The following is a 26046-nucleotide window of genomic DNA, read 5'->3' as shown; positions in this document are numbered from 1 at the left end:
TGCCGCCATGAGCAGCGAGAATGCCCTAGCGCCCGTCCCGTACCTGCTGCTGCCCGGCATCGCGCGCGCCGCCCTCGTCCGCTACCAGGAGGTGTTCGGCGGGGAGCTGCAGTTCCACAGCTACGCGGACTTCGGTAGATCTGACGGGCCACCAGACCTCATCGCCCACGGCCAGCTGCGCGGGTCGGTGTCACTGTTCGCCGCGGACGCCCACGGGTCAGAGGAGCCATTCCGATGCTCCGGGCTGCTGCTGTCCCTGCTGGGGGCTGCAGCGCCGGAGGAGCTGCACCGCTGGTTCGACGCGCTGAGCGAGGGCGGCACCGTGCTCGACCCCCTGCAGCAGCGCCCCTGGGGCGCCAGCGATGGCCAGGTCCGCGACGCGCACGGCGTCACCTGGCTCATCGGGTACGAGCCGGATGACGCCGCCTGACGTCGTCGTCCTGATCAGTGCCCCGGTCGCCAGGGTGACCCTGCGCCGAGCGGGCGCCTACTCTCCGCGCCGTGCGCTTCTCCCTGGATCAGGTCGTCATCGACGCCGTCGACCCGCAGCAGCTCGTCCGCTTCTACGCGGGGCTGCTCGGCGGCGAGCCCGTCGACCGCGCCCGCGGCTGGTCGCACGTGAAGCCGCCCGGCTTCCCCAAGCTCTCCTTCCAACCTGTCCCGGAGCCGGTGGCAGGCAAGAACCGGCTCCACCTCGACATCGAGGTCGACGACGACGACGCCCTGCAGGCGGCGTTGGCTCGCGCCGAGGCGCTGGGCGGTCAGCGGGTGGGGACCCCGGTCCGGGACGACGCGGGCGCCTACCAGGTGGTGCGCGATCCCGAGGGCAACGTCTTCTGCTTCGTCTGCGACTGATCGGGCCTGAGCACTCTAGAGCTGGACGCCGCCGCCCCCCTCACGACGACGATCAAGCACCTTCGCGCCACGTCGTCCGCCCAGGTCGGCAGGTTGAGTGCCGCTGTCACCGCCCCCGAGTGCCATGACGCCCGACCAGTTCGGGGTTCACCTCACGCCGCTGACGATCTCAGGCGTCTAGCGTGCGCTCCACGGGGCATTCCCTGGTGGAGGAGGAGCTGTGTACGCACTGCTGTCGAGCGTCAACGTCGGCGTCACGAACCCGGGCCTCCCCGACCAGAGCTTCCCCGACCCAGGGTTCCCCGAGCCCTCGGCAGCTGGAGGATTCGGGACGTTCATGGCTCTGATCGTGGTGGTGTTCATCGGTGTCGTGGTGTTCACGATCATCAGCGCTGCCCGCAACTACGCCGTCATGAAGCGCGGTGGCCTCGACCCGATGACGGCGGAGTCTCAGCTGGCGGTGGACCTGCACCAGAAACTCAACGCGACCCCGCCCCCTGCAGCCCCTCCGACGGCCCCAGCGAAGTCCCTCGAAGAGCGCCTGGCTGAGCTCGACGACCTTGCCGCGCGGGGCGTCATCAGCCAGCAGGAGCGCACCGAGGCCCGCGCGAAGCTGCTCTCCGCTCCTTCGTCCTGAGGATCACCGCACGTCGGCCTCAGGCCCCTCGGATGCGGTGCCTCATCTGCCTCACCGGGGCCTTCCAGCTCGACCGGAGCGGACCCTGGGCGTGGGGAGCACCTCACCACACCTGATCAGCACAAGCGCGGTCGGGTGTCCACCGTGGTCGTCCCTCTCCGGCGCGTCGTCACGGCGCGCTGATCGAGGCTTGGCGCCGGGCGCGCCATTCGTGCTCGAGCACCGACATGATCACGTGGTCGTGCCAGGTGCCGGCGTGGAAGGCGACCTCGCGCAGCCGGCCCTCCTCGGTGAAGCCCGCGCGGCGGTAGGCGGCGAGCGCTCGGTCGTTGTACGCCCACACCTTGAGCGCGACGCGGTGCAGGCCCAGCTCGTCGAAGGCGTACCGGAGCAGCACGGCCACGGCGTCGGGGCCGAGCCCTCGACCCTGGTGGTCCGGGCCGAGGATGATCGCCAGTTCCGCGGAGCGGTCCCACCAGGTGGCGCCCCAGAGGGTCACGTGCCCGGCCAGCTCGTCCGTGGCCCGCTCGACCACGCTGAAGCCGACGTCGGCGGTCCTGCCGTCGTTGGCGCTCCAGCTGCGGAACTGCTCGGTCGCAGATCCAGCAGGACGGGGGACGACGACGGCGGCCTGCAGCGCCTTGTCCTCGCTGCGCTGCCACCAGGCGTCGAGCAGCGGGAGGTCGCCGTCGGCGAGGGGTCGCAGCTGCACGAGCTCTCCGACGAGCAGGCCCGCCGCGTACGAGCGGGCGCCGTCGGTGCTGGTGAGGTCGTCCACGCAACGATGATCACAGGTCGGCGGAGGGCCCCGACCGCGCTGGCGCCAGGATGACCCGCGTGGACCTGCCGCCGTGGCTCGCGTCAGCCGCCCGCCCCGTCACCGCCGCCGGGGCGCTGGTGCTCAGCCCGGTCGGCGAGGTGCTGCTCGTCGAGCCGACGTACAAGCCGACCTGGGAGATCCCCGGCGGGCTCGTCGAGCCCGGAGAGTCACCGGCCGCCGCGTGCCGCCGGGAGATCGTCGAGGAGCTGGGCCTCACCCCCGGCGGTCTCGCTGACACGGGCGTGCGGGTGGGCCGGCTGCTGTGCTTCGACTGGACCGACAGCTCACCCGCGGCCCCCGCGCTGCGGCTCATCTACGACGGCGGGGTCCTCGACGACCTGTCCGCCCTGCACCTGCCGCCCGCTGAGCTGGCGTCCGCCCGCTTCACGCCCCTCGACCTGCTGGATCAGCGCTGCGGAGACCGGCTCGCACGCCGCATCCGTGCCGCAGTGGCCGCGCTCGCGACCGGTGACCTCGCGGAGTTGGACGACGACGGCGGCCCCGCAGCGTGACGGCCCACGTTCCGTACCGGCCGCTCCCCCGCGACCTCGACGATGTCCGCTACGAGCACGGACCCGATTCCGTCCGCAGCCCAGACGTGCCGGTGGGGTACACGGAGGAGCTGGTCTGGGACAGCAGCTCGGTCTACCCGGGCACGTCACGGAGATATGGATCCACGTCCCGGCCGCCGTGCGGCGCGAGGAACCAGCTGGCGTCGTCGTCCTCAACGACGGGTGGTGGACGCTCGATCCGCAGGGCGAGGTTCGCGGCGCCGTCGTCCTCGACAATCTGGTCCACCGGGGTGAGGTCCCGCCGACGGTCGGCGTCTTCGTCGACCCCGGTGTCTTCCCGGGGGCGGAGCAGCCGAAGAACCGCAACGTCGAGTACGACACTTTCGACGACCGGTACGTGACCTTCCTGCTCACCGAGGTGGTCCCTTTCGTCGCCGAGCGGTGCACCCTGGTGGACGACCCCGCCCGCTGGGTGGTGTGCGGTGGGAGCAGCGGCGGGAACGCCGCGTTCACCGCGGCGTGGATGCGCCCGGACCGCTTCGGCGCCGCCCTGTGCTTCCTGTCGAGCTTCGCGCAGATGCCCGGCGGCAACCCCTACCCGTCTCTGGTCCCGCGCACCGAGCGCAAGCCCGTGCGCTTCTTCCTCCAGTCGGGAGCGCGCGACCTCGGCTGGGACCGCCCGACCAGGAACTGGCTGGCGGAGAACCTGCGCACCGCCGCGGCCCTGGCCGAGGCCGGCTACGACCTGCGGCTCGTCGTCGGAGACGGGGGCCACAACCCCAACCACGAGGGCGTCCTGCTCCCCGACGCCCTCCGCTGGGCCCTGTCACCCCCTCCGCGGTGAGGGGACGCCGACCGCTGGAGCCGTCGGACACATCACGGCGCTCCAGAGGGATCCCACCGCACCAGCACCCCGACGCCACCGGTGAAGGGCTCGCCGGGGCCCTGGCGTCGCCAGGCCGGGTCGACCAGCAGGCCCGTCAGGTACAGACCCGGTGGTGCGTCGTCGTCATCGACCGGGGTGCAGGGGGCGACCTCTGTCGCCTTACGGACGAAGGGGGCGTTTCGAGTGGTCTGCGTCACGGACAGCGAGCATCCTCGACGGAGAGACAGCTGCAGCAGCGGGGGCGGTCGCCATGGGCTCAGAGTGCGCGAGGTCGTTCCTCGCCCTCCCCCACGACGACGGCGCCGCCCGGACCGTGCGCGCCCACCTCGCCGAGGTCGGTGCCGCGTGGAACCCGCAGGTGCTGCACGCCGCGCTGCTGCTGGCCACGGAAGCGGTCACCAACGCGGTGCGCCACGCGCCCGCCGCGCCCGTGCTGGTCCGCATCGCCGACGACGACGAGCAGCTGGGCATCGAGGTGGTCGACGGCGGTACCTCGCCCCTGCCGCCGCTGCACTGCCAGGACAGTCGCATGCCCTCCACCTGCCACCTCGGTGGGCGGGGGCTGCCGCTGTTCGGGCTCCTGTCCGACGGGTGGGGCAGCCAGCTGGAGAAGGTCGACGACAGCGCCCGCGACAGCGACGCGTGCGGCGAGCGCCACGTCGTCTGGTTCACCCTGGCCCACAGCGCGCAGCCGCTGACGCGGGCCGCGCGGCGCGAGCGCCGCACGCGCGCCCAGCCGGTGGCGACCTCCGGGCAGCGGACCACGGGCGCTCCGGGGTTCGCCGCCCTCCACGCGGCGCCGAGGGTCGCAGCAGCCGGGTAGCGTGCGCCGGTGGTCGTCGACGACTTCGGCGGAGAGCGGTTGGACCCCGGGCTGTGGGTGGACCACTACCTGCCGCAGTGGACCACGTCCGAGCGGTCGGTGGCGCGCTACGACCTCACCGGTGCCGGGCTGAGGCTGCGCATCGACGCCGACCAGCTCGACTGGCGTCCCGAAGACGCACCGCTGCGGGTGTCCAACCTGCAGACGGCGACGTTCTCCGGCCCGCTCGGGTCGGAGCGCGGCACGCACCGCCACCGCACCGACGGCCTGGTGGTGCGGACAGCGGTGACCGAGCGCCTGCTGTGGGCACCGGCCAGCGGGCGGGTGGACGTCACCGTGACGGCGAGCACCGACCCCGGCTGCATGCTCGCGGTGTGGCTCGTCGGCACCGAGCACCTCGACGCGCGCGACAGCGGCGAGGTATGCGTCTTCGAGATCGACGCCGAGGCCGTGGGCGAGCGGACCACCACCGCGCGCGTCGGGGTGAAGGCCCACCACGACCCGCGCCTCGTCACCGACATGACGGAGGTGGTGGTGCCCGTGGGACGCGGCGAGCAGCACACCTGGACCGCTGCGTGGGACGAGGACGGTGTGCGCGTCGCCTGCGGCGGGCAGCTGGTCTACAGCTCGACGCAGCGCTTGCTCTACCCGCTGCAGCTCATGGTGGACCTCTTCGAGACCGCGCTTCCCGGGCCGGCGAGCAACTACCCGAAGTCGGCGCTGGTGCACCGCGTCGCGCTCAGCTGACGCTCCAGAGCCCGACCTCGTCGCGGAACGCATCGACCACCCGCTGCACGGCGCCGCCGGGCGCCAGGACCCGGAGGACGTCGCTGGCGCTGGCCGCCGCGTCGCCGTCGGCCCACGCGAGCAGCAGCTGCAGGTCGTCGGCGACGACGGTGTCGACCTCTCCCCACCGCCGGGCGCCGGTGGCCCGGTCGGTGGTCCAGGTGCTGTCGTGGACGCTGACGAGACCGGCTGCCGCCAGGAGCGTCTTGCGCGCGAGGCGACGGCCCAGCGCCGACGAGGGCGTGTCCCGCCCCGCGCGGGTGCGGACGGCGTCGCGCCACCGGTCCAGGTGCAGCGCGATGTCTCCGTTGAAGCCCCGGGCGGCCCGGGCGTCCGCGGGGAACGGGCGCCAGCGCGCGGCGACGTCGTCGCCTGCGAGCAGCACGCAGTAGTGCTTGAGGAAGACGCGGTTGCCGTGCGCCTCGTCGTCGCCCTCGGAGTCCTGCACCTGCCCGGCTCCAACGGCCACCTCGCGGCACAGGTCGGCGAAGCGCGTGGAGAGCTCCTGCGCCACCGGCTCGGGCGCTGCAGGCGGTACGCCGAGCACCACTGCGTCGACGTCTGAGGTCGGCGGCCGGGCCTGTCCGGTGGCCACCGAGCCGTAGAGCAGCAGCGACGACGGCGCGGACGGCGCGAAGGCGGCGAGCAGCGCTCCGAGGACCGGCTCGTAGACCGCAGGCACCCGCGACCTGTCGGCGCCGGTGCGGATGCAGCCGTCGCCGTCGACGCCCTCCAGCGGATCTCGCACGGGACCACGGTGTCGCACCCTGGGGCGGCGGGTCCACCGAACCTGAGGAGCAGCCATGAGCGACAGCACGTCCAGCAGCGCCGGAGCGGCGCACCCGGCTTCCGCGCTCGTCATCGGCGCCTCCCGGGGACTCGGGCTGGGGATCACCGCCGAGCTGCTCCGGCGCGGCACCCGGGTGGTGGCCACCGTCCGCGGTGTCGTGCCGGCCGCGCTCCACGAGCTGGCCGACGGCGCAGCCGGACGGCTGCTGGTCGAACGGCTCGACATCACCGACCCGGTGCAGGTCAGCGCCCTGCGCGACCGGTTGGCGCAATGGACCTTCGACCTCCTGCTCGTCAGCGCCGGCGTCACGCACGACCAGCAGCTCACCGCCGCGACGATGAGCGCCGAGGAGTTCTCGCGGGTGCTCGTCACCAACGCCCTGTCGCCCATGAGGGTGGTCGAGCAGCTCAGCCACCTGGTCGCACCGGCGGGGACGATCGCCGTCATGTCCTCCGGCCAGGGCAGCGTCTCGGGCAACCACGGCGGCGGCTGGGAGGTGTACCGGGCGAGCAAGGCGGCGCTCAACCAGCTCATGCGCAGCTACGCGGCGCGCCTGCAGGGGCAGCACACGCTGCTCCTGCTGGCGCCCGGGTGGGTCCGCACCGACCTCGGCGGCCCGCAGGCGGGGTCCACCGTCGAGGAGGCCGTGCCGCCACTGCTCGACGCGGTGGAGGCGCAGAAGGGGCGGCCCGGCCTGCAGTTCATCGACCGGGACGGGCGGCCCGTCGCCTGGTGACGCGTCAGCGGCTCACGGCCCCACGGCCACCACGACCGGCGGGCGCGCGGGCTTCAGCCGCGCAGCGAGCGTCGCACGGGCCGCGGCGTACCGGCTGCGGGCCGTGGACGCAGTGACGTCGGTCATCTGCGCCGCCTCGGCGATGCTGAAGCCCTCCCAGTGCACGAGGCGCACGAGCTCCCGCTGGGCGTCCGGGAGCGCGTCGAGAGCTTCCTCGACGCTCACCGAGGACGACGACGGCGACGCTGCGGCCGGTTGAGTCCGCAGCTGCTCCGCGAGCTGCGTGCGCAGCGCGGCGGCGAGGTCGTCGGCGCGCCGCGTGCCGCGGACGTGGTTGGCCAGCACGTTGCGGGCGGTGACGAACAGCCACATGCGCAGCGGCTCGTCGGCTGCGGGCAGGTGGTCGACCTTGCGCCAGGCGATCACGAAGACCTCCGAGAGCAGGTCGGCGGCGTCTTCGGTGGGTCGGACGCGGCGCTGGAGGTAGGCGAGCACGTCGGAGCCGTGCGCCTGGACCGCCGCGGTGAGCCGCTCGGAGGGACCATCAGCAACAGCCCGAGTGGTGCGGCTCATCGCGAGGCCCCGGTCTCGGTCGTCGAGTCCGCCGCGGTGCCTGCCGGGGCCTGGCAGAGGCGCGCCACGCTGACCCCCGACCACGGGCCGACCTCCATCCCCTGAGCGGCGACGTGGGCCTCCATCATGTTCCAGACCGTGGTCTGGTAAGCGTCGGCCAGCATCTGCTCGTCGGTGTAGAGCTCCTTGGCCGGGACGGTGCGGAGGTCGTTCCCGTCAGCGTCGACCTCGGTCACCAGCTCCTCGCGCTTCTTCAAGAACTCCGCCGTCGGATCGACGTCCTCCACGGACAGGGACGCCAGGTAGGCGAGGGCCGCCTGGAACGCGGGCCCGTCGACGCCTCCGCGGTCGGTGTCGAGGTCGAGGTCGAGCCCGACCGCAGCGCAGCGTCCCGGCTCCATGTGGTCCGTGACCGATGACATCGTCCAGCCGGCGGTCTCTGCCCGGAAGCTCTGGGGGCTGTCGTCGTTGGCGGCAGCCATCGACGCACCGGACGCCGCCAGCACCACCGCCCCTGCGCCCAGCAGGAGGCGCCTCCTCAGCTTCTGGCGCCGACCGCCCGTGATCGGTGTCACCGTGCCCGGCCGGGCTGCCTGCAGCAGCGCCTGCACCTGCGCGTCGACCTCCGGCCCGTTGACGACGGGCGGCGCGGTGCGCGTGAGTAGCAGGTCGAGGCCGTCGTCGTCGTGGTCTCGCGGCGGCGGCAGGAGGTGGGTCGCCATGGTGGCTCCTCGGGAAGGTGGTGTCAGGACATGCGCGCACCTCTACGTGTCCGGGACGGCGCGAAACGTCCACCGCCGCTCCACATTTCTCAGACCACCTCGGGCGCCACCGGCACCGGCCCCCGCACCGCGTACAGCACAACGCCCACCACGAGCGCCGCGAGCGCCGAGACCACAGCCGGGCCTGAGTCAGCAGGGACGCCGGAGACCGTGGGCCACGCCCACCAGCCTGCCCCGTCGATCGTCGGCTTGGGCGCGGCGAGGTAGACGACCGTGCCGTACCCGAACACCGGCGCCCACGCCGCACGCGCCGGCAGCAGAGCCGCCGAGGCCAGCGCGATGCCGGCGAAGCCCGCGGTGTTGCGGGCCATCGCCACAGCACCGAAGTGCCACGGGTCGGGTAGCACCGCCAGGACGAGCGCCCCCACGGCCAGCGCCACGGCGAGCACCGCGTGGGTAGCCCGCCACCGCGCGGTGGTCCGGGCCGCGCTGCGCTCGAGGGAGGTGTCGGCGCCTGCGAGGGTCGCCAGTACCAGCAGCGCCCCCGCGAGCGCCGCGCCCACCACCACCGGAGGCCGGGCGAACCGTCCGCCGAAGCGGGGGCTGCTGCTCAGCGCGTCAGCGCACCACGCTCCCACGAGGACGACGACGACGAGCGCCACCAGCGCCTCCGGCACGTGCCGCGCGCGGGCGTGGAGCCAGATGCCTCTCACCAGGCGGCCAGCCGCTCGAGCTCGGGCACGTCACAGGACCGTGACGCGGTGAGGAAGGAGGCCATCCACGCACGGGCCTGCGCCGGGTCGGCCTCCAGCCGCGCAGCGAGGGCCGCGCCGCGCTCGTCCTGGGCGAACGCCTGCTGTCCGAGCAGTAGGTCAGCAGTGTCGCTCACGGTGACGGCCCAGGCCGGGGACGTGTGCTCCATCTCGGGGCAGTAGAAGGCGGTCAGCGAGCTGAGGTTGCTGCCGGCCCACTGCTGCAGGGCGTCAGGGTCAGCCCCTGAGCGGTAGGGCTGCCCCATCCCCGAGAGGGGGATGAGCGGGAACACGTCAGCGGCACCGGTGACGCCCCAGTCGAGCTCCTCGGCGCGGTCGACAGGCAGGTAGCGGCCCACCACCTGCAGCTGCTGTCGAGCGACGGGCGCCACGTCGCGGAGGAACCCGGCGTGAATGCGCTGCACGCAGACGACGGGGGCGTCGTCGGTGCACACCGGGACGACGGCGGCCGGGTCAGCTTCCACCCAGGAGCGCTGCACGGGCTCGACGCCGGGAGCGCCGTCGCGCCCGAGGTGGGGCGCCACCTGCAGGGCCGCCGCACAGACGACAGCCACCCCGGCGGCGGCCGCCGCCACGCGCCAGTGGCGTCGTCGGCCCAGTGCCACCACGCCGATCATCACCACGAGGGATCCCGTCCAGGCCGCAGCCAGCGGGATGACCCGGGCCTCCAGCTGCTCGCCGTCGAAGACGGCGAGGTTGCCCACGGGCACCAGCTGGATCCAGCGGGCATCGAGGTAGACGGGGATGGCCGTGAGGACGTAGAGCACGATGCCCAGCGCCGGGGGGACGAGCCGACCCGGTACCCACCGGCCGAAGGCCGATCCCACGGCGGCGCAGAGCAGCATGCCGAGCGCCATCAACAGCAGCGTCGCCCACCACCGTCCGCCCCAGTACGAGACCGAAGGAAACACCCCGCCCACGACCACGGCGGTCTGGATGAGCCAGCCGAGCAGCAGCGCGGCCGAGACGGCGCCCGACGTGGCGAGCCGCCGCTGCCACGACGGGCGTGCGGTGCTGGCCAGGAGGTCGCCCATGCGACGGCGGCGCTCGCGCCCAGCGACCCACGCAGCCACCGTCGCGACCACCGGCCCGAGCACGATTCCGGACGACGAGACGAACTCCAGGGCGTCGGCCACCGTCGATGACCAGGTCGACCAGGTGTTGAAAGGCCGCTGCTTGGCCGCGAAGAGGACCACCCCCGTGAGGGCCAGCGCCACGGCGACGAACGCGCCACCGGTGCGCCGCCACTCCAGGGCGCCCACGCCCCGCCAGGTCATGCGCCGGCCGCCGAGGTCGGGGCTCCGGAGGTGCTCGCCGCCGGCTCGGGCAGGACGACGGGCGCCGCGCCCGGCCCGCTGACCCGCGCCGCGCGCAGCACGCCGGTGTAGCCGCGCTCGATCGCAGAGGCGAGCCCGTCATCGGCGGAGCCAGAACCCACCAGACCGCAGACACCGTCGCCGTCGTGAACCAGCCCGCGCCGACCTGCCTCGGCGAGCCCCGCCGGGGTTCCGGTGGCCACCACGCGGCCCGCCTCCATGAGCACCACGTGGGTGCAGGCACCGGCGACGTCCTCGACGAGGTGGGTGGAGACGACGACGGCGGCGTCGAGCGCCAGCTCGCGCAGCAGCGAACGGAACGCCACGCGCTGTTCGGGGTCGAGGCCGGCGGTGGGCTCGTCGAGCAGCAGCACGCGGGGGTCGTTGACCAGCGCCTGCGCCACGCCCGCGCGCCGCAGCATGCCGCCGGACAGCGACTTCATGCGGTCACCGGCCCGATCGGCGAGGCCCACGCGCTCCAGCGCGGTGTCGACGGCGACTCCGGCGCGCGCGGCCGGCACCTCCTTGAGCCAGGCGAAGTACTCGACGAACTCGCGCACGGTGAACCGCGGGTAGTAGCCGAACGCCTGGGGCAGGTAGCCGATCTGGCGACGCAGCTCGCGGCGTCGGCGGACGTCGCGGACGTCCACGCCGAGCAGGCTGATGTCACCGCTGCTGGGTGGCAGCACGGTGGCGAGCACCCGCACGAGCGTCGTCTTGCCCGCGCCGTTCGGGCCGAGCAGCCCGTGCACGCCCGCACCGAGCCGCAGGTCCAGCCCGTCCACGGCCCGCCGCTGCTTCTTCCCCCGCCCTAGGACCACCGCCAGGTCGGACACCTCGACCAGCACCTGCTCGCTCACGCCTCGCCACCTCCCGTTGTCCACCGCGCGGTCAGCGACGGCTTGACCGTTCCGAACGCGTCACGCCGCACCACCACCACGACCACCGCGGCGGCCAGCACGAGCAGCCACACCGGCTGCGCCCACCCGCTGATGAGGTGCACCACCCAGGCGGACGCGAAGGGGGTTGCGGAGCTGTCGAGCGCGCTGCCCACGGCCGAGGACGACGGCGTCCGGAGGACCAGCGACGGCACCCCGACCACCAGCAGCCAGACAACCCCGACCACCGCCGCCGCCTGCCAGAGCACCAGCCAGGTGCCGAGCGCCAGCGCGGTCGCGGTGAGCGCGAGCGCCGGCAGCAGCCACAGGACGGGCAGCCACGCCCCGCTGACCCCCGACGTACCCGGCGGCACCAGCCCGGGCGGGGCCGGTCCGGTGAGCGACGCGGTCACCCAGCCGGCGAGCAGGGCAAGCGGCACCGCCGTGACGACCACGGCGAGCGCGCGCCACAGCACGAGCCGCCATCCGGCGGACGGTGTGGCCAGTTCGAGCTCGAGCTCGTCGCCAGCACCGAGGCCGCTGAGGGCCACTCCCGCCACGGGCACGGCGGGCGCCAGCAACCACAGCAGCCAGGCGGTGCCGCTGGTCGGGCTGTTGGTGGCACCGACGACGACGTGGGAGATCCCCGCGAACGCCGTCGCCGCGGCCACCGCCAGGGCCACAGCCCCCAGGGACGCCGGTCGCACCACCCACCGCAGGTGCCACGGAGCGCCTGAGCGAGCGCCGACCCGGACGATCGCCCGGCGCAGTCCGGCGCTGGCCGCACGCTGCCCGAGCCGCTGGGCAGCTGGAGCCGGCGGGGGCTGGGAGAGCACGCGGGTCCGTGCGAGCGCGAGCACGTCGCGGGTGTCGTCGACGTCGTCCACGATCCGCCCCAGCTCGGCGCGGCACGAGGGGCAGGAGACCAGGTGCGCTTCCGCGCTCCAGGCGTCGGCGGCGCTGAGCCGCCCGAGGGTGTAGGCGACCAGCAGCGCCGGACTCGCGTGCCACGGCTGCGGGGACGCGCTGGGCTGGGACTGAGGCTGGGGCTGGGGCGCGCTCATGCGAGGGCCGCCCGGACCTGGGCACGGGCGCGCATGGCTCGCGTTTTCACCGTGCCCTCGGGCACCCCGAGCAGCACCGCAGCCTCGCGGGTGCTTAGCCCGTCGAGCACCGTGGCCTGCAGCACGGCGCGCAGCTCCGGCGACAGTCCCTCCACCGCCGCGGCCAGCGGCCCGGTCAGCAGTCCGTCCACCACGTCCTCCTCCGCCGAGGGGACCCAGGCCCGGGCCCCCGATGTCGCGTGCAGGTGCTCGAGCTCCACGTGGCCGTGATGGGCCACGGCGGCCGTCTTCTCCCGGACCGCCCGCCGCCGGAACGCGTCGACCAACCGGCGCGCGGCGATCGTCCACACCCAGGCGGCCACGTCACCGCGCCCGTCCCACGTGCCGGCCGCGCGCCAGGCGGAGCTGAACGCCTCCTGGAGGACGTCGACGACGACGTCGTCGTCCGAGCAGCGGCGGCGCAGCCGCACGAGCACCATCGGCGCGAGCCGGTCGTAGAGCTCCCCGAACGCCGCCGCGTCACCGCGGGCGCTGGCGCGCAGCAGCGCCGCGTCGTCGGCGGCCGCCGGGTCCACGCTCCTCACACTCCCTCTGACGCACGGCGAGCGATCGCGGTTCTCGCACCCGTGTGGTGACCACGGCCCCGCGGTGCGAGCGTCACGCATGCCGTCGCGCTCTCCGATGCCCCGCCCGGCTGGTCGGGCAGGGCACGCACACGGGCGTCTTCGAGGGAATCGCCCCGACCGGGCGGACCGTGCGCACGCAGGAGCTGGTCTTCTACCGGGTGGTGGGAGGCAAGATCGTCGGCGTCTGGGGCGACCTGTTCCCCGTGGTCCGCGACGCGCTCAGAGCACTGGATGCGGCATGAGTTCTTCGTCGAGACCGTCGGCAGTGGCTGTCTCCCACGACTCGCCCTCGCCGGAGGCGTCCCACTCGGCGAAGGCGTCGGCGTAGGAACCTCGGAGGCCTCCAGGGCCCAGCAGCTGGGCGCCGCACGGCCCCATCAGCGTTGACCTGCGACGAAGGCGCGGACGTGCGCGTGTCCGCGGACGGCGCGGACGACGAGCGGGTCATCGTCGTCCTCGTAGTCCAAGCGGACCGAGACGGTGGGCGGGGTCACCGACGTCCACGCGGACAGGGCCACCGGGTGGGCCAGCTCCCACACGCCACCGCGCCGGTGGCGCCGCCACCCCCGGGCGGACAGCCCGCCGGTGAGCGAGCCGACGTCGTCGAGCAAGCGGTCATGAACGGCCGCTCGTACGAGGTCGACGACGACGTCGAGGGCGGCACCTGTCCCGAGGTCCTCCTGCACGCCACGGAGTGTGGCCTCCGAGGCCTACCCGGTCCACTCCCGTCGCGGAGCAAACCGCTCCACCCCTTCGGTGAAGGCCGCCGATGTGGCGCGCAGACGCTTGATCGTGCCGAGGTCCGCCCGGTGGCTGCCGGGGCCACATGGGAAGGTGATGATCTCTTCCGCCCGAGCACCCCGTCGAGTGACCTGGAGTCGCGCATGCCTCTCACCGGCATCACCGGATCGCCGTCGATGAGCCTCGGACACCGCACCGATCTGGTGGTGCTGCGACTGACCGGCAGCGACATCACCGAACACGGTCCGCTCACGCTCGTGAGGACGCCGAGCAACCCCACCTACCGGTGGGGCAACTTCGTGCTGGTCGACGACTCGGACGACGGTGCGGACTGGTTCGAGGCGCTCGGCCTCTTCCGCAGTGCCTTCCCCGGTGAGACGACCGTGAGGTTCGGCATCGCCCCCAGCCCACCCATGATCGTGCTTCCCGGCTACATCGCCCGGCTTGACCTCGAGGGCGACGTGGCCCTGGTCTCTGATGCGGCTCCGTCCGCCCCCGTCCCCGACGGGATGACGGTCAGGGCGCTGGAGGACGACGGCGACTGGGCCGCCGCCTTCGAGCTGCAGCGCGTGAACAACGGCTACGAGGACGACGCCGACGTCGACTTCCTCACCCAGCAGCTGGCCGCCTACCGCGGGGCGGTCGAGCGCGGTAGCGGGCGGTGGTTCGGCGCGTTCGTCGGCGAAGCCCTAGTGGGCGGGCTCGGCGTCTTCAGCGACGGGGGCCCCGACGCGCGCTACCAGTCCGTGGACACCCACCCGGACTGGCGCAGGCGCGGCGTCGCGTCGGCGATGCTCGCTGCGGCGGGGCGCTGGGCCCTCGACGCGCTGGGGGCGCAGCGACTGGTCATCGTCGCGGAGCGCGACTCGGCAGCGATGAGGCTCTACGAGCGCCTCGGCTTCTCCGAGGTCGACGTGCAGCTGCGCCTGTCAGGCCCCCAGTCGGTCCTCGGCCTCTGAAGCGTGCACAACGTCCATGATCACGGTGGGGGGCAGGTCAGGCGGAGGGCGACGACGGCGACGTCGTCGGTGACCACCGGCGGGAGCATCTCCTCGAGCACGAGGTCCAGGAGCTGGTGCAGGTCGGCCGCCTGCGGCGCCACCCGCTTCACCACCTGCTGCAACCGCCGAATGCCCTGGAGCAGAGGCTGATCACGCCGCTCCACGAGGCCGTCGGTGTAGAGCAGCAGCGTGGCGCCCACGCCCAGAGAGAGCTTCGTCTGACGGCGCCGGGTGGCTGGGTCGACACCGAGCAGGAGGTCCGTGGACGGCGCGGTGAGGAGCCGCACCACGCCGTCCTTGGCGAGGACGAGCGGCGGCGGGTGGCCCGCGTTGGACCACTCCACGAGCACCGCGGGGGCCTCATCACCATGAGCAGGCACTGGGCTGCTGACATCGCCGGGCGCCGCGAGGCGCACGACGGCCGACGTCGCCGTCGTGTCCATCCCCGAGGCGCGCATCAGCGCGTCGGCGCGGCGCAGCACCTCGGCGGGCCCGTCGTCGGTGAGCATCCCCAGCGTGCGGACGGTCGAGCGCAGCTGCGCCATCGAGGCGGCGGCGTCGGTGTCGTGGCCCATGACGTCGCCGATGACGGCGACGGCAGCCCCGCCGGGCTGGGTGAAGACGTCGTAGAAGTCGCCACCCACGCGTGCGGCTTCCGCTGCGGCGACGTACCGCACGGCGACGTCGACGTGACTCGGAACGGCCCCGGGCGAAAGCGTGAGCAGCGACCGCTGGAGTCCCTCCGCGAGGTCGCGTTGCTGGCGGTACAGGCGGGAACGGTCCAGGGCCAGCCCGGCGCGGGCGGCGATGTCGGAACCCAGGTCCACGTCGTGCTGCGTGAGCGGCTCCCGCTCACGGTCGGTGCCTACGGTGAGCAGCCCCAGCGTGCGACCGCCGCTGCGCAGCGACCACGTCGCCATCGACGAGGGGTTCAGCGCCAGCAGCGCGTCGCGGGCTCGGCCGGGACGCATCATGCGGGCGAGGTCTTCAGCCACCGACCTCCCGTCGGGAGGTGTGCCCGGGGCAGCCACGGCGACAGCATCGGGGCCGAGCAGCGACAGCAGGAGCTGGTTGCCCGCCTCGTTGAGCTCGGACAGCCGCCGGGTCGCGATCTCCCGGACCAGCGTGCGGCGGTCAGCGTCGTGATGCCACCACGCCACGTCGCGCAGACCCCGACGCCGGCGCGGGGGACGCGCGGGCGCGGCAGGATCCGACGACGACGCACGCTGCGACGCGCCACCCGCGTCGCCGTCGCCGTCCCCAGCCGCCTCGTCGGGCGCGTCCGGCTCGTCATCGACATCGGCGTACCGCAGATCGGGCAGGGAGGTGGCCGACGTGTCGTCACCCACCACGGCGATCATCGCGAAGTCGGCCAGGTCGGGGACGACGAGGTGCGCCAGCCTGTCCACAGCCACCCGCGCGTCGGTGACCTCCGACAGCTGGCGGGTCACCTCCGCCAGCAGCCGCAGCCGCGCGTTGGCGACCTCCACCTCAGCTCGCGCCGCCTGCTCCGCCGCGAGCGCGCGGTCACGCTCGGCGTCGGCGGCGATCCGGCCCGACACGTCGGTCTGGATACCGACGTAGTGCGTGACCTCACCGTTCGCGTCGACGACGGGGCTCATCGCCACCTGGTTCCAGAACGCCGTGCCGTCGGCGCGGTAGTTGAGCAGCACCTCCGTGATGGACCGGCCCGTCTCCAGGGCCTCACGCATCCGCAACGCGCTCGCGGGGTCGGATCCCGGCCCCTGGAGGAACCGACAGTTGCGGCCTACCGCCTGCTCGAAGGTGTACCCGGTGACCGCGGTGAACGCGGGGTTCACCCACACCAGCGGCAGGTCCGGCGCGTGGGCGTCGGCAACCGTGAACGACAGGCCGGTGGCCAGCACGGCGGCTTCTCGCAGCAGCACCCCGCCGTCGTCGTCCTGCGCACCCGACGGGGTCAGTGGGACCAGTGGCACCACTGGCACCAGGGAGACCGACTGGCCCGATGAGCCCGCCGCGCCCGGCCGGCCGGCCGCCCCACCAGGGCCAGGGGACGCGGCAGCGTGCGCCTCCTGTGCGCGCTGCTGCATCTCCTCGCGGTCGCGCACCGGCAGGAACACGACCAGGGCGCGTCCCTGCAGGTCGGGGGCGTCGTCCAGTGGCAGCGCCACCACCCACAGCGGTTCGCGGCTGCGGCCCATGTCCGAGTGCCGGGCAGCGGAGACCCCCTGCCCGGCCACCGGCTCGAACCGCGCGATGCGCCAGAGCGGGTGCGCGGTCTCGTCGAGCTGCTCTCCGTCGAGGTCACGCAGGTCAGCGGCTGCCGACCAGTCTTCGACGGTCACCGGGAGCGTCAGCCCGGGGGCCAGCTGTGCCGCAACCTCGTTGGCGTACAGCACCCGGCGCGCGGCCAGGTCGACCACGAGCACCGCGGCGGGGGCATCCGGGCGCACCTGCGCGACCCCTCGGGGCAGCATCAGCCGGGCGCCACCGCCCAGCTCCAGCCCGAGGGAGGCCTGGCGCAGCGGGTCCTGTCCGTCGGCGGTCACGAGGACACGTCCGGCTGGCGTAAGTGGGCGACGGCGTCGTCGCGGGTGTCGTAGACGCGCAGCACCGCGGGCAGCCCCAGCGACCCCAGCAGGTGGCGCAGTTCCGGGCTGGGCCCGGCCAGCACCAGCTCGCCGCCGCGGGCGCGCACTTCGCGCCGTACCGACAGCAGGGCACCGACACCGGTGGAGTCGACGAAGGGCACATCGGTGAGGTCGACGACGACGACGGTGGCCCGCTCACCGCCGTCCGCGGGCTCCGCCAGCAGCTCCGAGGACCACCCGCGCAGCTCGGGAGCCGACTGGAGGTCGAGGTCTCCGATGAGGTGGAGGACCTCCACCTCATCGTTCTCATCGTTGCGGTGGAGGTCGACGTCGAGCGGGCGGCGCACGGGGGCCTCGTTCCACGGTTGGCGGGTGTCAGCCGCGGTCTGCGCTCACGCTGACAGCGGCTGGCACCGGCATCTGCCGGTGCACCCGCAGAGGATCTCGCACCGCTCCTGGTCTCGCCCGCCGAGCCCTGACGCAGGCCCTTCCGCCAGGGCCGCGGCCCGACGTCAGGGAGGACGCACACCCGGCCCCCCATCTGGAGGACAATCATGATCAGCTCCATCAAGGACCGCCGCCCTGCGACCGAAACCCGGACCATGAGTTCCACCCCGCCCGCGGCACCGTCCGCCTCCGCGCCCTGGCGGGTGGGGCGTACCGCCGGGTGGGGCAATGTCGTCGGCGGTGTGGCAGCCGGAATCACCACCCTCCCGACATGGGCGTCGCCTACGAGCGGCACAGCAGTGGTCCTCGTCCTCTCCGCGCTGGCAGCCGTGTGCGGTGTGGGCACGCTGCGGTGGGGGGCGCTGCTGCCGCGCTGGTCGCTGCACGTGCTCGTGGGCCAGGCAGGGCTGATGATCGCTGTCGCTGTCGTGTGCAGCGAGTCGAACGCCGCTGCTCTGGCGACCGCGGGCATCTTCACCTTCTGCGCCGTCGACCATGTCTTCTTCCACACGCTGCGGCGAGCGCTCCTGCGCAGCGCGGCCCTGCTCGTGCCGATCGGTGGCGCCCTCCTGTGGCGCGACGTGCACCCGAGCGCGGTGGCGGCCCTCGTGCTGGTCGAGCTGGGGATGGTCGCGGTCATCGGCCTGCGCCTCCGCGGGGCAACCAGCGCCCAGGTCGACGACCTCACCGGGCTCGCGGACCGCCGCGCCTTCGATGGACTCCTGGAGCGCTGGGTGCAGGTGGCGGGGCGCAAGGGCGAGCCACTGTCGGTGGTGCTGCTCGACGTCGACGACTTCAAGGAGATCAACGCGACGCAGGGCAGCGCGGCGGGAGACACCGTGCTCGCCCACCTCGCGGCGGACCTGGCGCACGAGCTGCGCACCACAGCCCCGCACGCCACGCTGGCGCGCCTGGGCGGGGACGAGTTCGCCGTCATCGCCCGCGGCTGCACCGTCCAGGCCGCCCTGGAGCTGGCCGAACGGCTGCGCTCGGTGGCGGCGCCGGTGGGCGTCTCGGCGGGCGTCGCGCAACTGGTCCCCGGCGAGGACGCCCCCCGGGTCACCCGTCGGGCCGCAGCTGCGCTGCACCAGGCGAAGTCATCCGGACGCGGGCGCATCCTCGCGTCGACGAGCGACGATCTGCAGCTCATCCAGGACCTCACTACGGCCATCAGCGCCAACGCCATCTCCGTGGCGCTGCAGCCCCTGGTCGACCCGAGCGATGGCCGACTGCTCGGCGTCGAGGCGCTGGCCCGGTGGATCCACCCGGAGCGCGGGTTCGTCTCGCCAGCGGAGTTCATCCAGCTCGCCGAGGAGCACGGCCTGGTCGTCGACCTGGGCGCAGTGATCCTCCGCCGAGCCCTGGCGGAGGCCGAGGCCCTGCGCGAGGAGATCGGGCACGACTTCCTGCTCACCTTCAACGTCTCGGGCAAGCAGCTCGTGCACCCCGGCTTCGTGAACAGCGTGGTCGACGCGCTGGTCGGGAGTGGGTGGAACCCGAAGCAGCTGGTCGTCGAGGTGACCGAGAGCGTCGTCGATGCCAGTTCCGCCGTCGCACGCGAGGCGCTGGAGGATCTGCGCTGGTGCGGCATCCAGGTCGCCATCGACGACTTCGGCACGGGCTACTCGTGCCTGAGCCGCCTCGACGAGCTCCCCGTCGACTTCCTCAAGCTGGACTCCGGCTTCATCGGCGAACTCCTCACGAGCCCCCGCCGACGCGCGGTGATGGCAGGCATGCTGGCGATGAGCCGGGCCATCGGCCTCGTGGTCATCGCGGAGGGCGTCGAGACGCTTGAACAGGCCCAGCTCCTCGTCGAGCTCGACTGCCCGCTCGCGCAGGGCTACCACTTCGCCCGGCCGGCGACGGCGGCGGTGCTCGCCGAGCACTACCGCGCGTCCGGGCACGCCACAGACCGCCCGGCCGCTGAGCCGGCCCCGTAGGCGCCCCACACCTGTCCGCTGGCACCCTCGCGGCCGGCCCTCGCCACGCGGCCGTGCTCAGCCCACCCCGGCCTCGGCGATACGCCAAGGGTCAGCGTCGGTGTGGCGGACGAGCACGTACCCCCAGCCGCTGGGGACGTCCGTCGAGAAGCCGGAGCCGTCTCCGGTCACCGTTAAGGTCACCGTGACGTACCGGACCTGCTCCCATGCCTGGAGCGCCGGTGGGCTCGAGGCGGTGTCGTACGGAGTGGAATCGGCCGACACGCTGACGTCGCGCAGCCGCGGGTCCGACCCGTGCTGCCACGGGTCCGAGTCGGCGTAGCCCGGGGTGCTCACCGCGGCGGCTGCGTCGTCGTCCCCGGCCTGGATCGCGTCGAGGTAAGCGCGCACCACCTGCGGCGGTGATGCGTCTTCGGGAGGCGCGGAGGCACTGGCGCTGCCCCCGCACCCGGAGAGGACCAGGCCGAGGGCGAGGACACCCACGCCGAACAGGGCGCGTGCAGACGGCATGGGATGCACGGGTGACTCCTTCAGCGTGACGGAGTGATCACGCTAGGGGTCCTCAGCGCCCGCGGTCGTCATTCGGCAGGTTGATCCCGTGACGGACGAGCTGGCAGTACGAAAGGCCGAGCTGGACGACGTGTCCCAGATCACGCACTTCGGGCGCGCCCACGTCGCGCGCCACTACACGCCGATCCTCGGGGCGGCGGCCGCGGCCGGGCAGGTTCGGCAGTGGTGGACGGACGCGGCCATGACCACGGCGACCGCCGCGGGGCTCGTCGTCGTCGCTGAGACTCTCGGCAAGGTGGTGGGGGTCGCGGAGCTGGGTCGCTGGGAGGGGGCGCCCGTGGTGTGGAAGCTCTACGTGCACCCCGACCACCGCGGCGCCGGGCTCGGCCCGCGTCTACTCGCGGCGGTGGAGGAGCTGGTCGACGACGACGACGAGCGCCTCCTGCTCGAGCACTTCGCCGGCAACGTGCGCGCGGCGGCGTTCTACGAGCGAGAGGGCTTCACCGTGGACCGCGTCGAGCCGGCGCCGTCAGGGCGGCGCGAGCACGACGTCGTGTGGCGCTCGCGCCCCCTGCGGCGGCGGGGCTGACGAAGCTCAGCCGACGGGGACGGCGCCGAGCGCGCGCCCGGCCTCGCGCGCCGCGGACAGCGCTTCGGCGTGCAGCACCTTCGCCTGCTCGGTGAACGCGTCGAGCGCGGGGTTGACACCCACGAGGGTGAAGTCGCGCTCGACCACGGTGAGCTCGGCGCCCCACACGTCGGCGAGGATCCGGCGCAGGTACGCGGTGGAGTGGTCCCAGCCCTCCCGCGGGGTGCCGGCGCTGTAGTTGCCGCCGCGGACGGCGGCGAGCCCTCGACGAGGGAGGACGACGACGCAGCGCCGTCGCCAGCACTCCCACGAGCGATGACGCCCCCGCCGGCGGGTGGCTCTCCGCGGAGCAGCAGGAGGCATGGAAGGCCGTCGTCGGCCTGGCGTCGCTACTGCCCGGCCCGCTCGACGCACAGCTGCAGCGCGACTCCCGACTGAGCCTCTTCGAGTACATGGTTCTCAGCTCGTTGTCGATGCTGCCCGGCCGCAGCGCCCGGATGAGTTCCCTGGCGCGGTTGGCCAGCGGGTCGCTGTCACGCCTGTCGAACGTGGTGAAGAAACTCGAAGACCGCGGGCTCGTGCACCGCTCCCCCGACCCGGACGACGGCCGGTTCACCGTGGCGACACTGACGGACGCCGGGTGGGACGTCGTCGCCGCCGCGGCTCCGGGCCACGTGGAGGCCGTGCGCACGCACGTGCTCGCGCCCCTGGACGACGAACACCTCCGGGTGCTCGTCGACATCGCCGAGCGCCTCGGCGCGATGCCGGGCCCGGCGCGCAACTGCTAGTTCGCGCCGAGGAGCGCCCTGTCGGGGCTCTCCCCGCGCGTTGTGCTTGCGCCGCGGGCCGCCGCCGTTCCACCATCCGGGCATGAGCGTCTCCGACGACGCGGTCAGCGCTGACCTCGTCGAGGGCCCCTTGGGTCCCCTCCGCCCGCGCCAGCTCCTCCTGATCACCGGCACCGTCATCGCTTGCGCGGGGCTGTTCGCTGTGACCGTTCTGCACGGATACCTGGCCAATGGTCTGCTGCAGGTGCCGGTGGATCAGATCAGCAATGGCGCTTACGACCCCCGTGACCTGCCCGACCCGCCGTCCACGCTGAGCCAGGTGCTCGGCTACCTGGCGATCGCCACCGCACCGCTGGCGGGGTTCTCGGCGCTGATGGTCTCCGGGGCCGATGTGCTGCAGTCGGTGCACGATCACCGGTCACCGCGCGAGATGGTGCCGTCAGCTGCCGTGGTCCTCCTGGCGGTGGCGATGCTCGCCGGCTGCGCCGCGCTCAGCCCGATCGCCAGCTGGTGGCTCGACTAACGGCCTCGCGCCGCTGGTCTGCACGTCCGCTCTCACTCGCCGGTCGATCCGTCCAGGGCTACGGGTCGATGCCCCGCGGAGATGACAGAAGACCGACGGGTGTCTGCACGTCGACTGGACAGCGTCTGGAGAGCGTCCGGAACGCCAGCGAGGGGCCTCCGAGAGGAGGATGCTGGACCTGTGGACAGACATCACGCCTTCGCCCTGGACCTGCACGCCGTCGAGCCGGGCCTCGTCCCGCAGCCGCGCAGCCACAAGGACGGCCTTAGCTGGCCCGCTTGCGAGTGCGCGGGGTGCTTCGACGAGGGCGGCGTCTCCTGGACCTCCCCCGGCTTCCCCGCGGTCAGCGCCTCTCGCTGATCCCGCCTCCCGGCACGTCGCCGGGGCGCTGCGCGGCACCGTCGCCGCGTAGCGTCGATGCGTGAGGATCGTTCTTCTCGACGACTACCAGCACGTCGCGCTCGACTGCGCGGACTGGGGCTCGCTGCCAGACGACGTCGACGTCGACGTCGTCCACCAGCACCTCACCGGCTCCGCGCTGCGGGGCGCGCTCGCCGGGGCCACCGTGGTGGTGGCGATGCGCGAGCGCACCCCCTTCGACGCGGCCCTCCTCGCCGACCTGCCCGACCTACGCCTGCTGGTGACGACGGCGATGGGCAACGCCGCCATCGACCTCGACGCCTGCCGCGCCCGCGGCGTCGTCGTCTGCGGCACCGGGATGGTGGAGCCGGGGACGGCGGAACTCACGTGGGCGCTGCTGCTCGCACTCGTGAAGCAGGTGCCGCGCCTGGACGCGGGCGTGCGCGCGGGGGCGTGGCAGCAACGGCTGGAACGGGCGTCCGGCATCGGGGGTGACCTGGCGGGCGGCGTCCTCGGTGTCGTCGGGTTGGGCAAGCTCGGTCAGCGGGTGGCGCGCGTGGCGCAGGCGTTCGACATGCACGTGATCGCGTGGTCCCAGCACCTCGACCCCGACCTGGCCCGCAGCCTCGGCGTCGAGCCCACCACCAAGGACGACCTGCTGGCCCGCTCCGACGCCGTGACGCTGCACCTCAAGCTGTCGGAGCGGTCTCGCGGGATCATCGGTGCGCGGGAGCTGGCGCTCATGAAGCCCGGGGCGCTGCTCGTCAACACCTCGCGGGGGCCGCTCGTCGACGAGGCTGCGCTGCTGGAGGCACTGCACTCGGGGCACCTCGGCGGCGCGGGACTCGACGTGTTCGATGAAGAACCTCTCCCCCACGACCACCCGCTGCGCACCGCGCCTCGCACTGTGCTCACCCCGCACGTCGGATACGTCACGGAGACGACGTACCGGACGTTCTACGGGGAGGCGCTCGAGGACGTCGTCGCATGGCTCGCGGGGGCGCCCGTGCGCGTGCTCACCTGAGCCGCCTCGACGCACGACGAGGGCGTGCGGGCACGTCCCCTCCTCCCCGGGGAGGAGGGGACGTGCTCCCAAGGTCTGATCTTGGGCGCGGGAGCTCGGTGGCCGGCCGGTGCTGCGTCATGCTCGATCGGTGAGCATCCCGGACGACCCCTCAGGACGACGACGGACGCGCTGGCGGTCGCCGCTGCTGATCGCTCACGCGACGCTCGCCGTCGTCGTCCTGGTGGTGGCGCCGATGCTCCCGGTCAGCGTCGCTGCTGCTGCGGGGCCGGGTCTCGTTGCTGGTGCGGTGGACGCGACGCGGCTTTTGCTGGGTGCGCCGTGGTGGCTGGTCGTCGGCCCGCTCGCCCTGCTGGGGGCTTCCGACGTACCGAGCTGGGTCGTGCAGGGCGTTCCGGTGCTGGTGAACCTGGTGCTGCACGTGCTGCTGCTGAGGGTGGTGCGTCGGCGCACGGCCACTGGTGAGGCGCTGCAGGCTCGCGACGACCAGCCCGCCGTGCGGCGGTGGCCCGCCAGTCGGTCCGCGCAGTTCGGGCTGGCGATCGCGCTCGGTGCGCTGGTGTGGGGCGCGTGGCTCGGGTGGGACCGGACGGCCAGCTTCGACATCATGACGGGCACCACCCAGTACCCGTACGTGACGCTGCAGGTGGCCGGGTGTGCGGTCACCGTGGGGCTGCTGACGGGCGTGCTGGCGTCGCGATGGTCGCCGCTGGCAGTGGCTGCTGGTGTGTCGGTCGGGTTCCTCGTGTGCTGGACCACGCAGGCGGCGGCCACCGACTCCACGGGGCTCTACCTCGTGGGGGCCATGATGCTGACTGTCGGTCTCACCGGGGGAACCGCGCTGGCCGCTGCGGTGGGGCACGTCGTGGGTCTGGCGAGGCAGCAACGACGGACGGCGTGACCGTTCACCGGCTGGTGCGGGTGGAGAGCCGGCACCGCTGTCGGGCCGTCTGACAAAAGTGCTGGTCAGTGCCTGTTGTCGGTGGTGGGTGCTGTGATGTGGACATGGGTTCGACGTCGGTTTCGGTGCTGGAGGATCACCTCGCGGTGCTCCTGCGGCAGCGCGCCGGAGCCCACCCGCACGGCTACGAGATCGACCCGCCGGCTGGGGTGGTGGGCCAGTTCAGCCAGCCGCTGAGGGTGCCGGCGCTGCTGTTCACTGACCCGCGGCCCGTCACCGTTGCTGATGAGGACGACGACGACGCGCGGCTCGTGGCGCCCGCGCTGCCAGGGCCGCGGGGTGCGTTGCCGGGGTTGGCGCCGGAGGCGTGCCTGGTGGGGGTACGCGACCGTGGGGCGTTGTCGTGGGCTGGCCTGGCTCCGGGGTCGTGGTTGGTGCAGGCGGTGGAGGCGCTGTGGGGCGAGTTGTCCGTGGATCTGGATGCTGCGTGCCGGCCTATCGACTCCGCGCTCCCAGCTCCCGACCTCGCGGCTGCCGACCCCGCCACCGGCGCGAGCACCGGTACCACCACGAGCTCGAGCACCGCTGCAGCTGACGAGACTGCTGCAGAGGACTTCGGCGTCGATGGCGCCTCGGAAGCGTCCACCAGCGACGCGCAAGCCGCTGAACGGCTCGCTGACGATCCCGAGTCGACCGGGCGGGCCGACGCTGAATGTGTCGACGTCGATGCTGAGGCGGCCCCGACCGCGCCGGGGGCGGACCCGGCGGATCCGGCTGCAGCCTCAGATGGGGTGTCGGCGGGGGTCTCGGATGCGGAGTTGGTGGAGGCGGTCGCGGCGTGTGAGCGGCAGTTGGCGGCGTTGGCTGCTCGCCGTGACCAGCTGGCGGGGGTCTTCGCTGCTCGCCGGCAGGCGGAGGCTGAGCAGGACGTCGCTGATGCCCGCGCTGCCACCGCCCGCGATGGCAAGGGTCGTCCGTGGGCCAGGCAGGTGCGTTCGACGGCGGCCTCGGAGTTGTGTGCCCGGTTGGGGATCGGTTCGGCGGCTGCTGATGCTCTGGTGGAGCGGGGACTGGCAGCTTTGGGAGCTCACCGGGAGGTGGCGGCGGCGATGGCCGCCGGGGCGCTCACCGCGGGTGCGGGCACGTGGATGTTGGAGCAGCTGACGGCGGTGGGTGCCACCGCCTACCTGAGCGCGCTGGAGCGGGAGACCGCCATCCGCGAGGAGGCCCTCAGGCAGGCGCGTGCTGTTCAGGACGAGGTGCGTGCCGAGGCCGGGCAGGCGCCGCTGACCCAGGAGGAGCTGCGGGCAAGGTCGGCTGCGGACCGCCAAGCGCTCGATGCTGAGGCCGAAGTCGCAGCGCGCGAGCATGCCGAGCGGGTGGCCGCTGCGGTGCGGCGGGAGTTGCTGGGCAAAGCTACCGGGTCCGACACCTGGCCCACCGACAGCCCGGCTGACGGTTCACCTGCTGGCCCTGCCGACAGCTCGACCGACGGTTCGACCGACGGTTCGACCGACGGTTCGGCTGACGGTTCAGCTGCTGGCCCGGCCGACAGCTCGACCGACGGTTCGGCTGACGGTTCACCTGCTGGGCCTGATGACGCTGACGATGCTGGTGCCCAGGGGCCCTCCCCGTCGTCGCCATCTCCTGATGCGGCGGGGTCACGACCGAGTGCGGGGGCGGGGTTGGGTCCGAACCGGCGGGCGTGGACCAAGCGGTTGAACACCGCGGTGCACCGCATCGACCCTGATGCTGCTCAGGCTCGTGCGGCCAAGGCGCGGGCGGGGTGCTCCACGTCGCGCTGGAGTGAGGCTGATGGGCAGGCGGGGTTGCAGCTGCGGGGGCCGGCGGA

Annotated in this window: 31 protein-coding genes and 2 pseudogenes; 18 read left to right on the top strand and 15 right to left on the bottom strand. The window is 73.3% G+C overall.

The window, feature by feature from the left end; genetic code table 11:
* The first annotated feature begins 7 nt into the window (after window positions 1–7).
* From BXY45_RS15665 to BXY45_RS15655, 3 genes are all read left to right on the top strand, one after another.
* Window positions 8–430: a VOC family protein gene (locus BXY45_RS15665; protein WP_109775454.1), complete on the top strand. Its 423-nt coding sequence runs from the start codon at window positions 8–10 to the stop codon at window positions 428–430.
* Between the two features lie 71 nt (window positions 431–501).
* On the top strand, window positions 502–855 hold the full coding sequence (locus BXY45_RS15660; RefSeq protein WP_109775453.1) for a VOC family protein: 354 nt from the start codon (window positions 502–504) through the stop codon (window positions 853–855).
* Window positions 856–1075: 220 nt separating this feature from the next.
* The gene (locus tag BXY45_RS15655; protein WP_109775452.1) at window positions 1076–1492 is read left to right on the top strand and encodes an SHOCT domain-containing protein; all 417 of its coding nucleotides are present in this window, start codon (window positions 1076–1078) and stop codon (window positions 1490–1492) included.
* Window positions 1493–1661: 169 nt separating this feature from the next.
* On the opposite strand, the gene BXY45_RS15650 is transcribed toward BXY45_RS15655, so the two are convergent.
* Entirely contained in the window at window positions 1662–2270 is a 609-nt protein-coding gene (locus tag BXY45_RS15650; protein WP_170131554.1) for a GNAT family N-acetyltransferase, read from the bottom strand.
* A gap of 59 nt (window positions 2271–2329) precedes the next feature.
* On the opposite strand from BXY45_RS15650, the gene BXY45_RS15645 reads away from it, so the two are divergent.
* Both BXY45_RS15645 and BXY45_RS15640 read left to right on the top strand, forming a co-directional pair.
* Window positions 2330–2824 (top strand): NUDIX domain-containing protein, encoded by a 495-nt coding sequence (locus BXY45_RS15645; RefSeq protein WP_245961857.1) that lies wholly within the window; start codon window positions 2330–2332, stop codon window positions 2822–2824.
* Window positions 2821–3668, top strand: a pseudogene (locus tag BXY45_RS15640) (alpha/beta hydrolase). Before BXY45_RS15645 ends, BXY45_RS15640 begins: the two are co-directional and overlap by 4 nt.
* Window positions 3669–3700: 32 nt before the next feature.
* Here BXY45_RS15640 and BXY45_RS15635 read toward each other — a convergent pair.
* Window positions 3701–3907, bottom strand: coding sequence for a hypothetical protein (locus BXY45_RS15635; protein WP_109775450.1), 207 nt, complete (start codon window positions 3905–3907; stop codon window positions 3701–3703).
* Window positions 3908–3960: 53 nt separating this feature from the next.
* Between BXY45_RS15635 and BXY45_RS15630 the strand changes: the two genes are divergently transcribed.
* Together BXY45_RS15630 and BXY45_RS15625 are read left to right on the top strand one after the other, a co-directional pair.
* The gene (locus BXY45_RS15630; RefSeq protein WP_109775449.1) at window positions 3961–4533 is read left to right on the top strand and encodes an ATP-binding protein; all 573 of its coding nucleotides are present in this window, start codon (window positions 3961–3963) and stop codon (window positions 4531–4533) included.
* A gap of 9 nt (window positions 4534–4542) precedes the next feature.
* A complete protein-coding gene (locus tag BXY45_RS15625; protein ID WP_172601960.1) occupies window positions 4543–5280 on the top strand; it encodes a family 16 glycosylhydrolase in 738 nt (245 codons plus the stop codon).
* Here the strand turns inward: BXY45_RS15625 and BXY45_RS15620 are convergent.
* Window positions 5273–6067: a hypothetical protein gene (locus tag BXY45_RS15620; protein ID WP_146211234.1), complete on the bottom strand. Its 795-nt coding sequence runs from the start codon at window positions 6065–6067 to the stop codon at window positions 5273–5275. The two genes, BXY45_RS15625 and BXY45_RS15620, sit on opposite strands and share 8 nt — an antisense overlap.
* A gap of 55 nt (window positions 6068–6122) precedes the next feature.
* Between BXY45_RS15620 and BXY45_RS15615 the strand changes: the two genes are divergently transcribed.
* A complete protein-coding gene (locus BXY45_RS15615) occupies window positions 6123–6845 on the top strand; it encodes an SDR family NAD(P)-dependent oxidoreductase (RefSeq protein WP_109775447.1) in 723 nt (240 codons plus the stop codon).
* A 12-nt stretch (window positions 6846–6857) separates the two neighbouring features.
* On the opposite strand, the gene BXY45_RS15610 is transcribed toward BXY45_RS15615, so the two are convergent.
* The 7 genes from BXY45_RS15610 to BXY45_RS15580 form a co-directional block, all read right to left on the bottom strand.
* On the bottom strand, window positions 6858–7418 hold the full coding sequence (locus BXY45_RS15610) for an RNA polymerase sigma factor (protein ID WP_109775446.1): 561 nt from the start codon (window positions 7416–7418) through the stop codon (window positions 6858–6860).
* Window positions 7415–8140 (bottom strand): hypothetical protein, encoded by a 726-nt coding sequence (locus BXY45_RS15605; protein WP_109775445.1) that lies wholly within the window; start codon window positions 8138–8140, stop codon window positions 7415–7417. The genes BXY45_RS15610 and BXY45_RS15605 overlap by 4 nt, the downstream gene beginning before the upstream one ends.
* An 89-nt stretch (window positions 8141–8229) precedes the next feature.
* A complete protein-coding gene (locus tag BXY45_RS15600) occupies window positions 8230–8853 on the bottom strand; it encodes a hypothetical protein (protein ID WP_109775444.1) in 624 nt (207 codons plus the stop codon).
* Entirely contained in the window at window positions 8850–10190 is a 1341-nt protein-coding gene (locus BXY45_RS15595) for a hypothetical protein (protein ID WP_146211233.1), read from the bottom strand. The genes BXY45_RS15600 and BXY45_RS15595 overlap by 4 nt, the downstream gene beginning before the upstream one ends.
* Window positions 10187–11089, bottom strand: a complete 903-nt coding sequence (locus BXY45_RS15590; RefSeq protein ID WP_211319618.1) for an ATP-binding cassette domain-containing protein — start codon at window positions 11087–11089, stop codon at window positions 10187–10189. Before BXY45_RS15590 ends, BXY45_RS15595 begins: the two co-directional genes overlap by 4 nt.
* Entirely contained in the window at window positions 11086–12171 is a 1086-nt protein-coding gene (locus BXY45_RS15585) for a zf-HC2 domain-containing protein (protein WP_109775442.1), read from the bottom strand. Before BXY45_RS15585 ends, BXY45_RS15590 begins: the two co-directional genes overlap by 4 nt.
* The gene (locus BXY45_RS15580; RefSeq protein ID WP_109775441.1) at window positions 12168–12755 is read right to left on the bottom strand and encodes an RNA polymerase sigma factor; all 588 of its coding nucleotides are present in this window, start codon (window positions 12753–12755) and stop codon (window positions 12168–12170) included. Before BXY45_RS15580 ends, BXY45_RS15585 begins: the two co-directional genes overlap by 4 nt.
* Before the next feature lie 44 nt (window positions 12756–12799).
* Here BXY45_RS15580 and BXY45_RS15575 point away from each other — a divergent pair, with 44 nt between their 5' ends.
* Window positions 12800–13039, top strand: a complete 240-nt coding sequence (locus BXY45_RS15575) for an ester cyclase (protein ID WP_109775440.1) — start codon at window positions 12800–12802, stop codon at window positions 13037–13039.
* 135 nt (window positions 13040–13174) lie between these two features.
* On the opposite strand, the gene BXY45_RS15570 is transcribed toward BXY45_RS15575, so the two are convergent.
* Window positions 13175–13483 (bottom strand): hypothetical protein, encoded by a 309-nt coding sequence (locus tag BXY45_RS15570; protein ID WP_170131553.1) that lies wholly within the window; start codon window positions 13481–13483, stop codon window positions 13175–13177.
* A 198-nt stretch (window positions 13484–13681) separates the two neighbouring features.
* On the opposite strand from BXY45_RS15570, the gene BXY45_RS15565 reads away from it, so the two are divergent.
* Complete coding sequence (locus BXY45_RS15565; RefSeq protein WP_170131552.1) at window positions 13682–14497, top strand: GNAT family N-acetyltransferase; 816 nt, start codon at window positions 13682–13684, stop codon at window positions 14495–14497.
* A gap of 20 nt (window positions 14498–14517) precedes the next feature.
* Here the strand turns inward: BXY45_RS15565 and BXY45_RS15560 are convergent, their stop codons facing one another.
* Window positions 14518–17070 (bottom strand): GAF domain-containing SpoIIE family protein phosphatase, encoded by a 2553-nt coding sequence (locus tag BXY45_RS15560; protein ID WP_109775437.1) that lies wholly within the window; start codon window positions 17068–17070, stop codon window positions 14518–14520.
* Complete coding sequence (locus BXY45_RS15555; protein ID WP_109775436.1) at window positions 17067–17459, bottom strand: STAS domain-containing protein; 393 nt, start codon at window positions 17457–17459, stop codon at window positions 17067–17069. The genes BXY45_RS15560 and BXY45_RS15555 overlap by 4 nt, the downstream gene beginning before the upstream one ends.
* Before the next feature lie 207 nt (window positions 17460–17666).
* On the opposite strand from BXY45_RS15555, the gene BXY45_RS15550 reads away from it, so the two are divergent.
* Entirely contained in the window at window positions 17667–19499 is a 1833-nt protein-coding gene (locus BXY45_RS15550; protein WP_109775435.1) for a putative bifunctional diguanylate cyclase/phosphodiesterase, read from the top strand.
* A 57-nt stretch (window positions 19500–19556) separates the two neighbouring features.
* Here BXY45_RS15550 and BXY45_RS15545 read toward each other — a convergent pair whose 3' ends face one another.
* The gene (locus BXY45_RS15545; protein ID WP_146211232.1) at window positions 19557–20009 is read right to left on the bottom strand and encodes a hypothetical protein; all 453 of its coding nucleotides are present in this window, start codon (window positions 20007–20009) and stop codon (window positions 19557–19559) included.
* Window positions 20010–20097: 88 nt separating this feature from the next.
* On the opposite strand from BXY45_RS15545, the gene BXY45_RS15540 reads away from it, so the two are divergent.
* Window positions 20098–20598, top strand: coding sequence for a GNAT family N-acetyltransferase (locus BXY45_RS15540; protein ID WP_211319617.1), 501 nt, complete (start codon window positions 20098–20100; stop codon window positions 20596–20598).
* A 6-nt stretch (window positions 20599–20604) separates the two neighbouring features.
* Here BXY45_RS15540 and BXY45_RS15535 read toward each other — a convergent pair.
* A pseudogene (locus BXY45_RS15535) lies at window positions 20605–20859 on the bottom strand (flavodoxin family protein); the annotation flags it as partial.
* A gap of 119 nt (window positions 20860–20978) precedes the next feature.
* Between BXY45_RS15535 and BXY45_RS15530 the strand changes: the two are divergent.
* From BXY45_RS15530 to BXY45_RS24290, 6 genes are all read left to right on the top strand, one after another.
* On the top strand, window positions 20979–21386 hold the full coding sequence (locus BXY45_RS15530) for a MarR family transcriptional regulator (protein ID WP_109775433.1): 408 nt from the start codon (window positions 20979–20981) through the stop codon (window positions 21384–21386).
* Window positions 21387–21468: 82 nt separating this feature from the next.
* Window positions 21469–21909 (top strand): hypothetical protein, encoded by a 441-nt coding sequence (locus tag BXY45_RS15525; RefSeq protein WP_109775432.1) that lies wholly within the window; start codon window positions 21469–21471, stop codon window positions 21907–21909.
* A 180-nt stretch (window positions 21910–22089) separates the two neighbouring features.
* Window positions 22090–22269 (top strand): hypothetical protein, encoded by a 180-nt coding sequence (locus BXY45_RS15520; RefSeq protein WP_109775431.1) that lies wholly within the window; start codon window positions 22090–22092, stop codon window positions 22267–22269.
* Between the two features lie 61 nt (window positions 22270–22330).
* Complete coding sequence (locus BXY45_RS15515; RefSeq protein ID WP_109775430.1) at window positions 22331–23293, top strand: D-2-hydroxyacid dehydrogenase family protein; 963 nt, start codon at window positions 22331–22333, stop codon at window positions 23291–23293.
* A gap of 130 nt (window positions 23294–23423) precedes the next feature.
* Entirely contained in the window at window positions 23424–24194 is a 771-nt protein-coding gene (locus tag BXY45_RS23880; protein WP_211319615.1) for a hypothetical protein, read from the top strand.
* A gap of 104 nt (window positions 24195–24298) precedes the next feature.
* Window positions 24299–26046 (top strand): hypothetical protein (locus BXY45_RS24290; protein WP_245961854.1); only part of this gene is annotated, 1748 nt, incomplete at its 3' end.

Origin of the sequence: Quadrisphaera granulorum, from assembly GCF_003149145.1 — a bacterium.
GTDB classification, from domain to species: domain Bacteria; phylum Actinomycetota; class Actinomycetes; order Actinomycetales; family Quadrisphaeraceae; genus Quadrisphaera; species Quadrisphaera granulorum.
The sequence above is the reverse complement of the archived record's forward strand: the minus strand, read 5'-3'. Positions and strand labels throughout refer to the sequence as shown.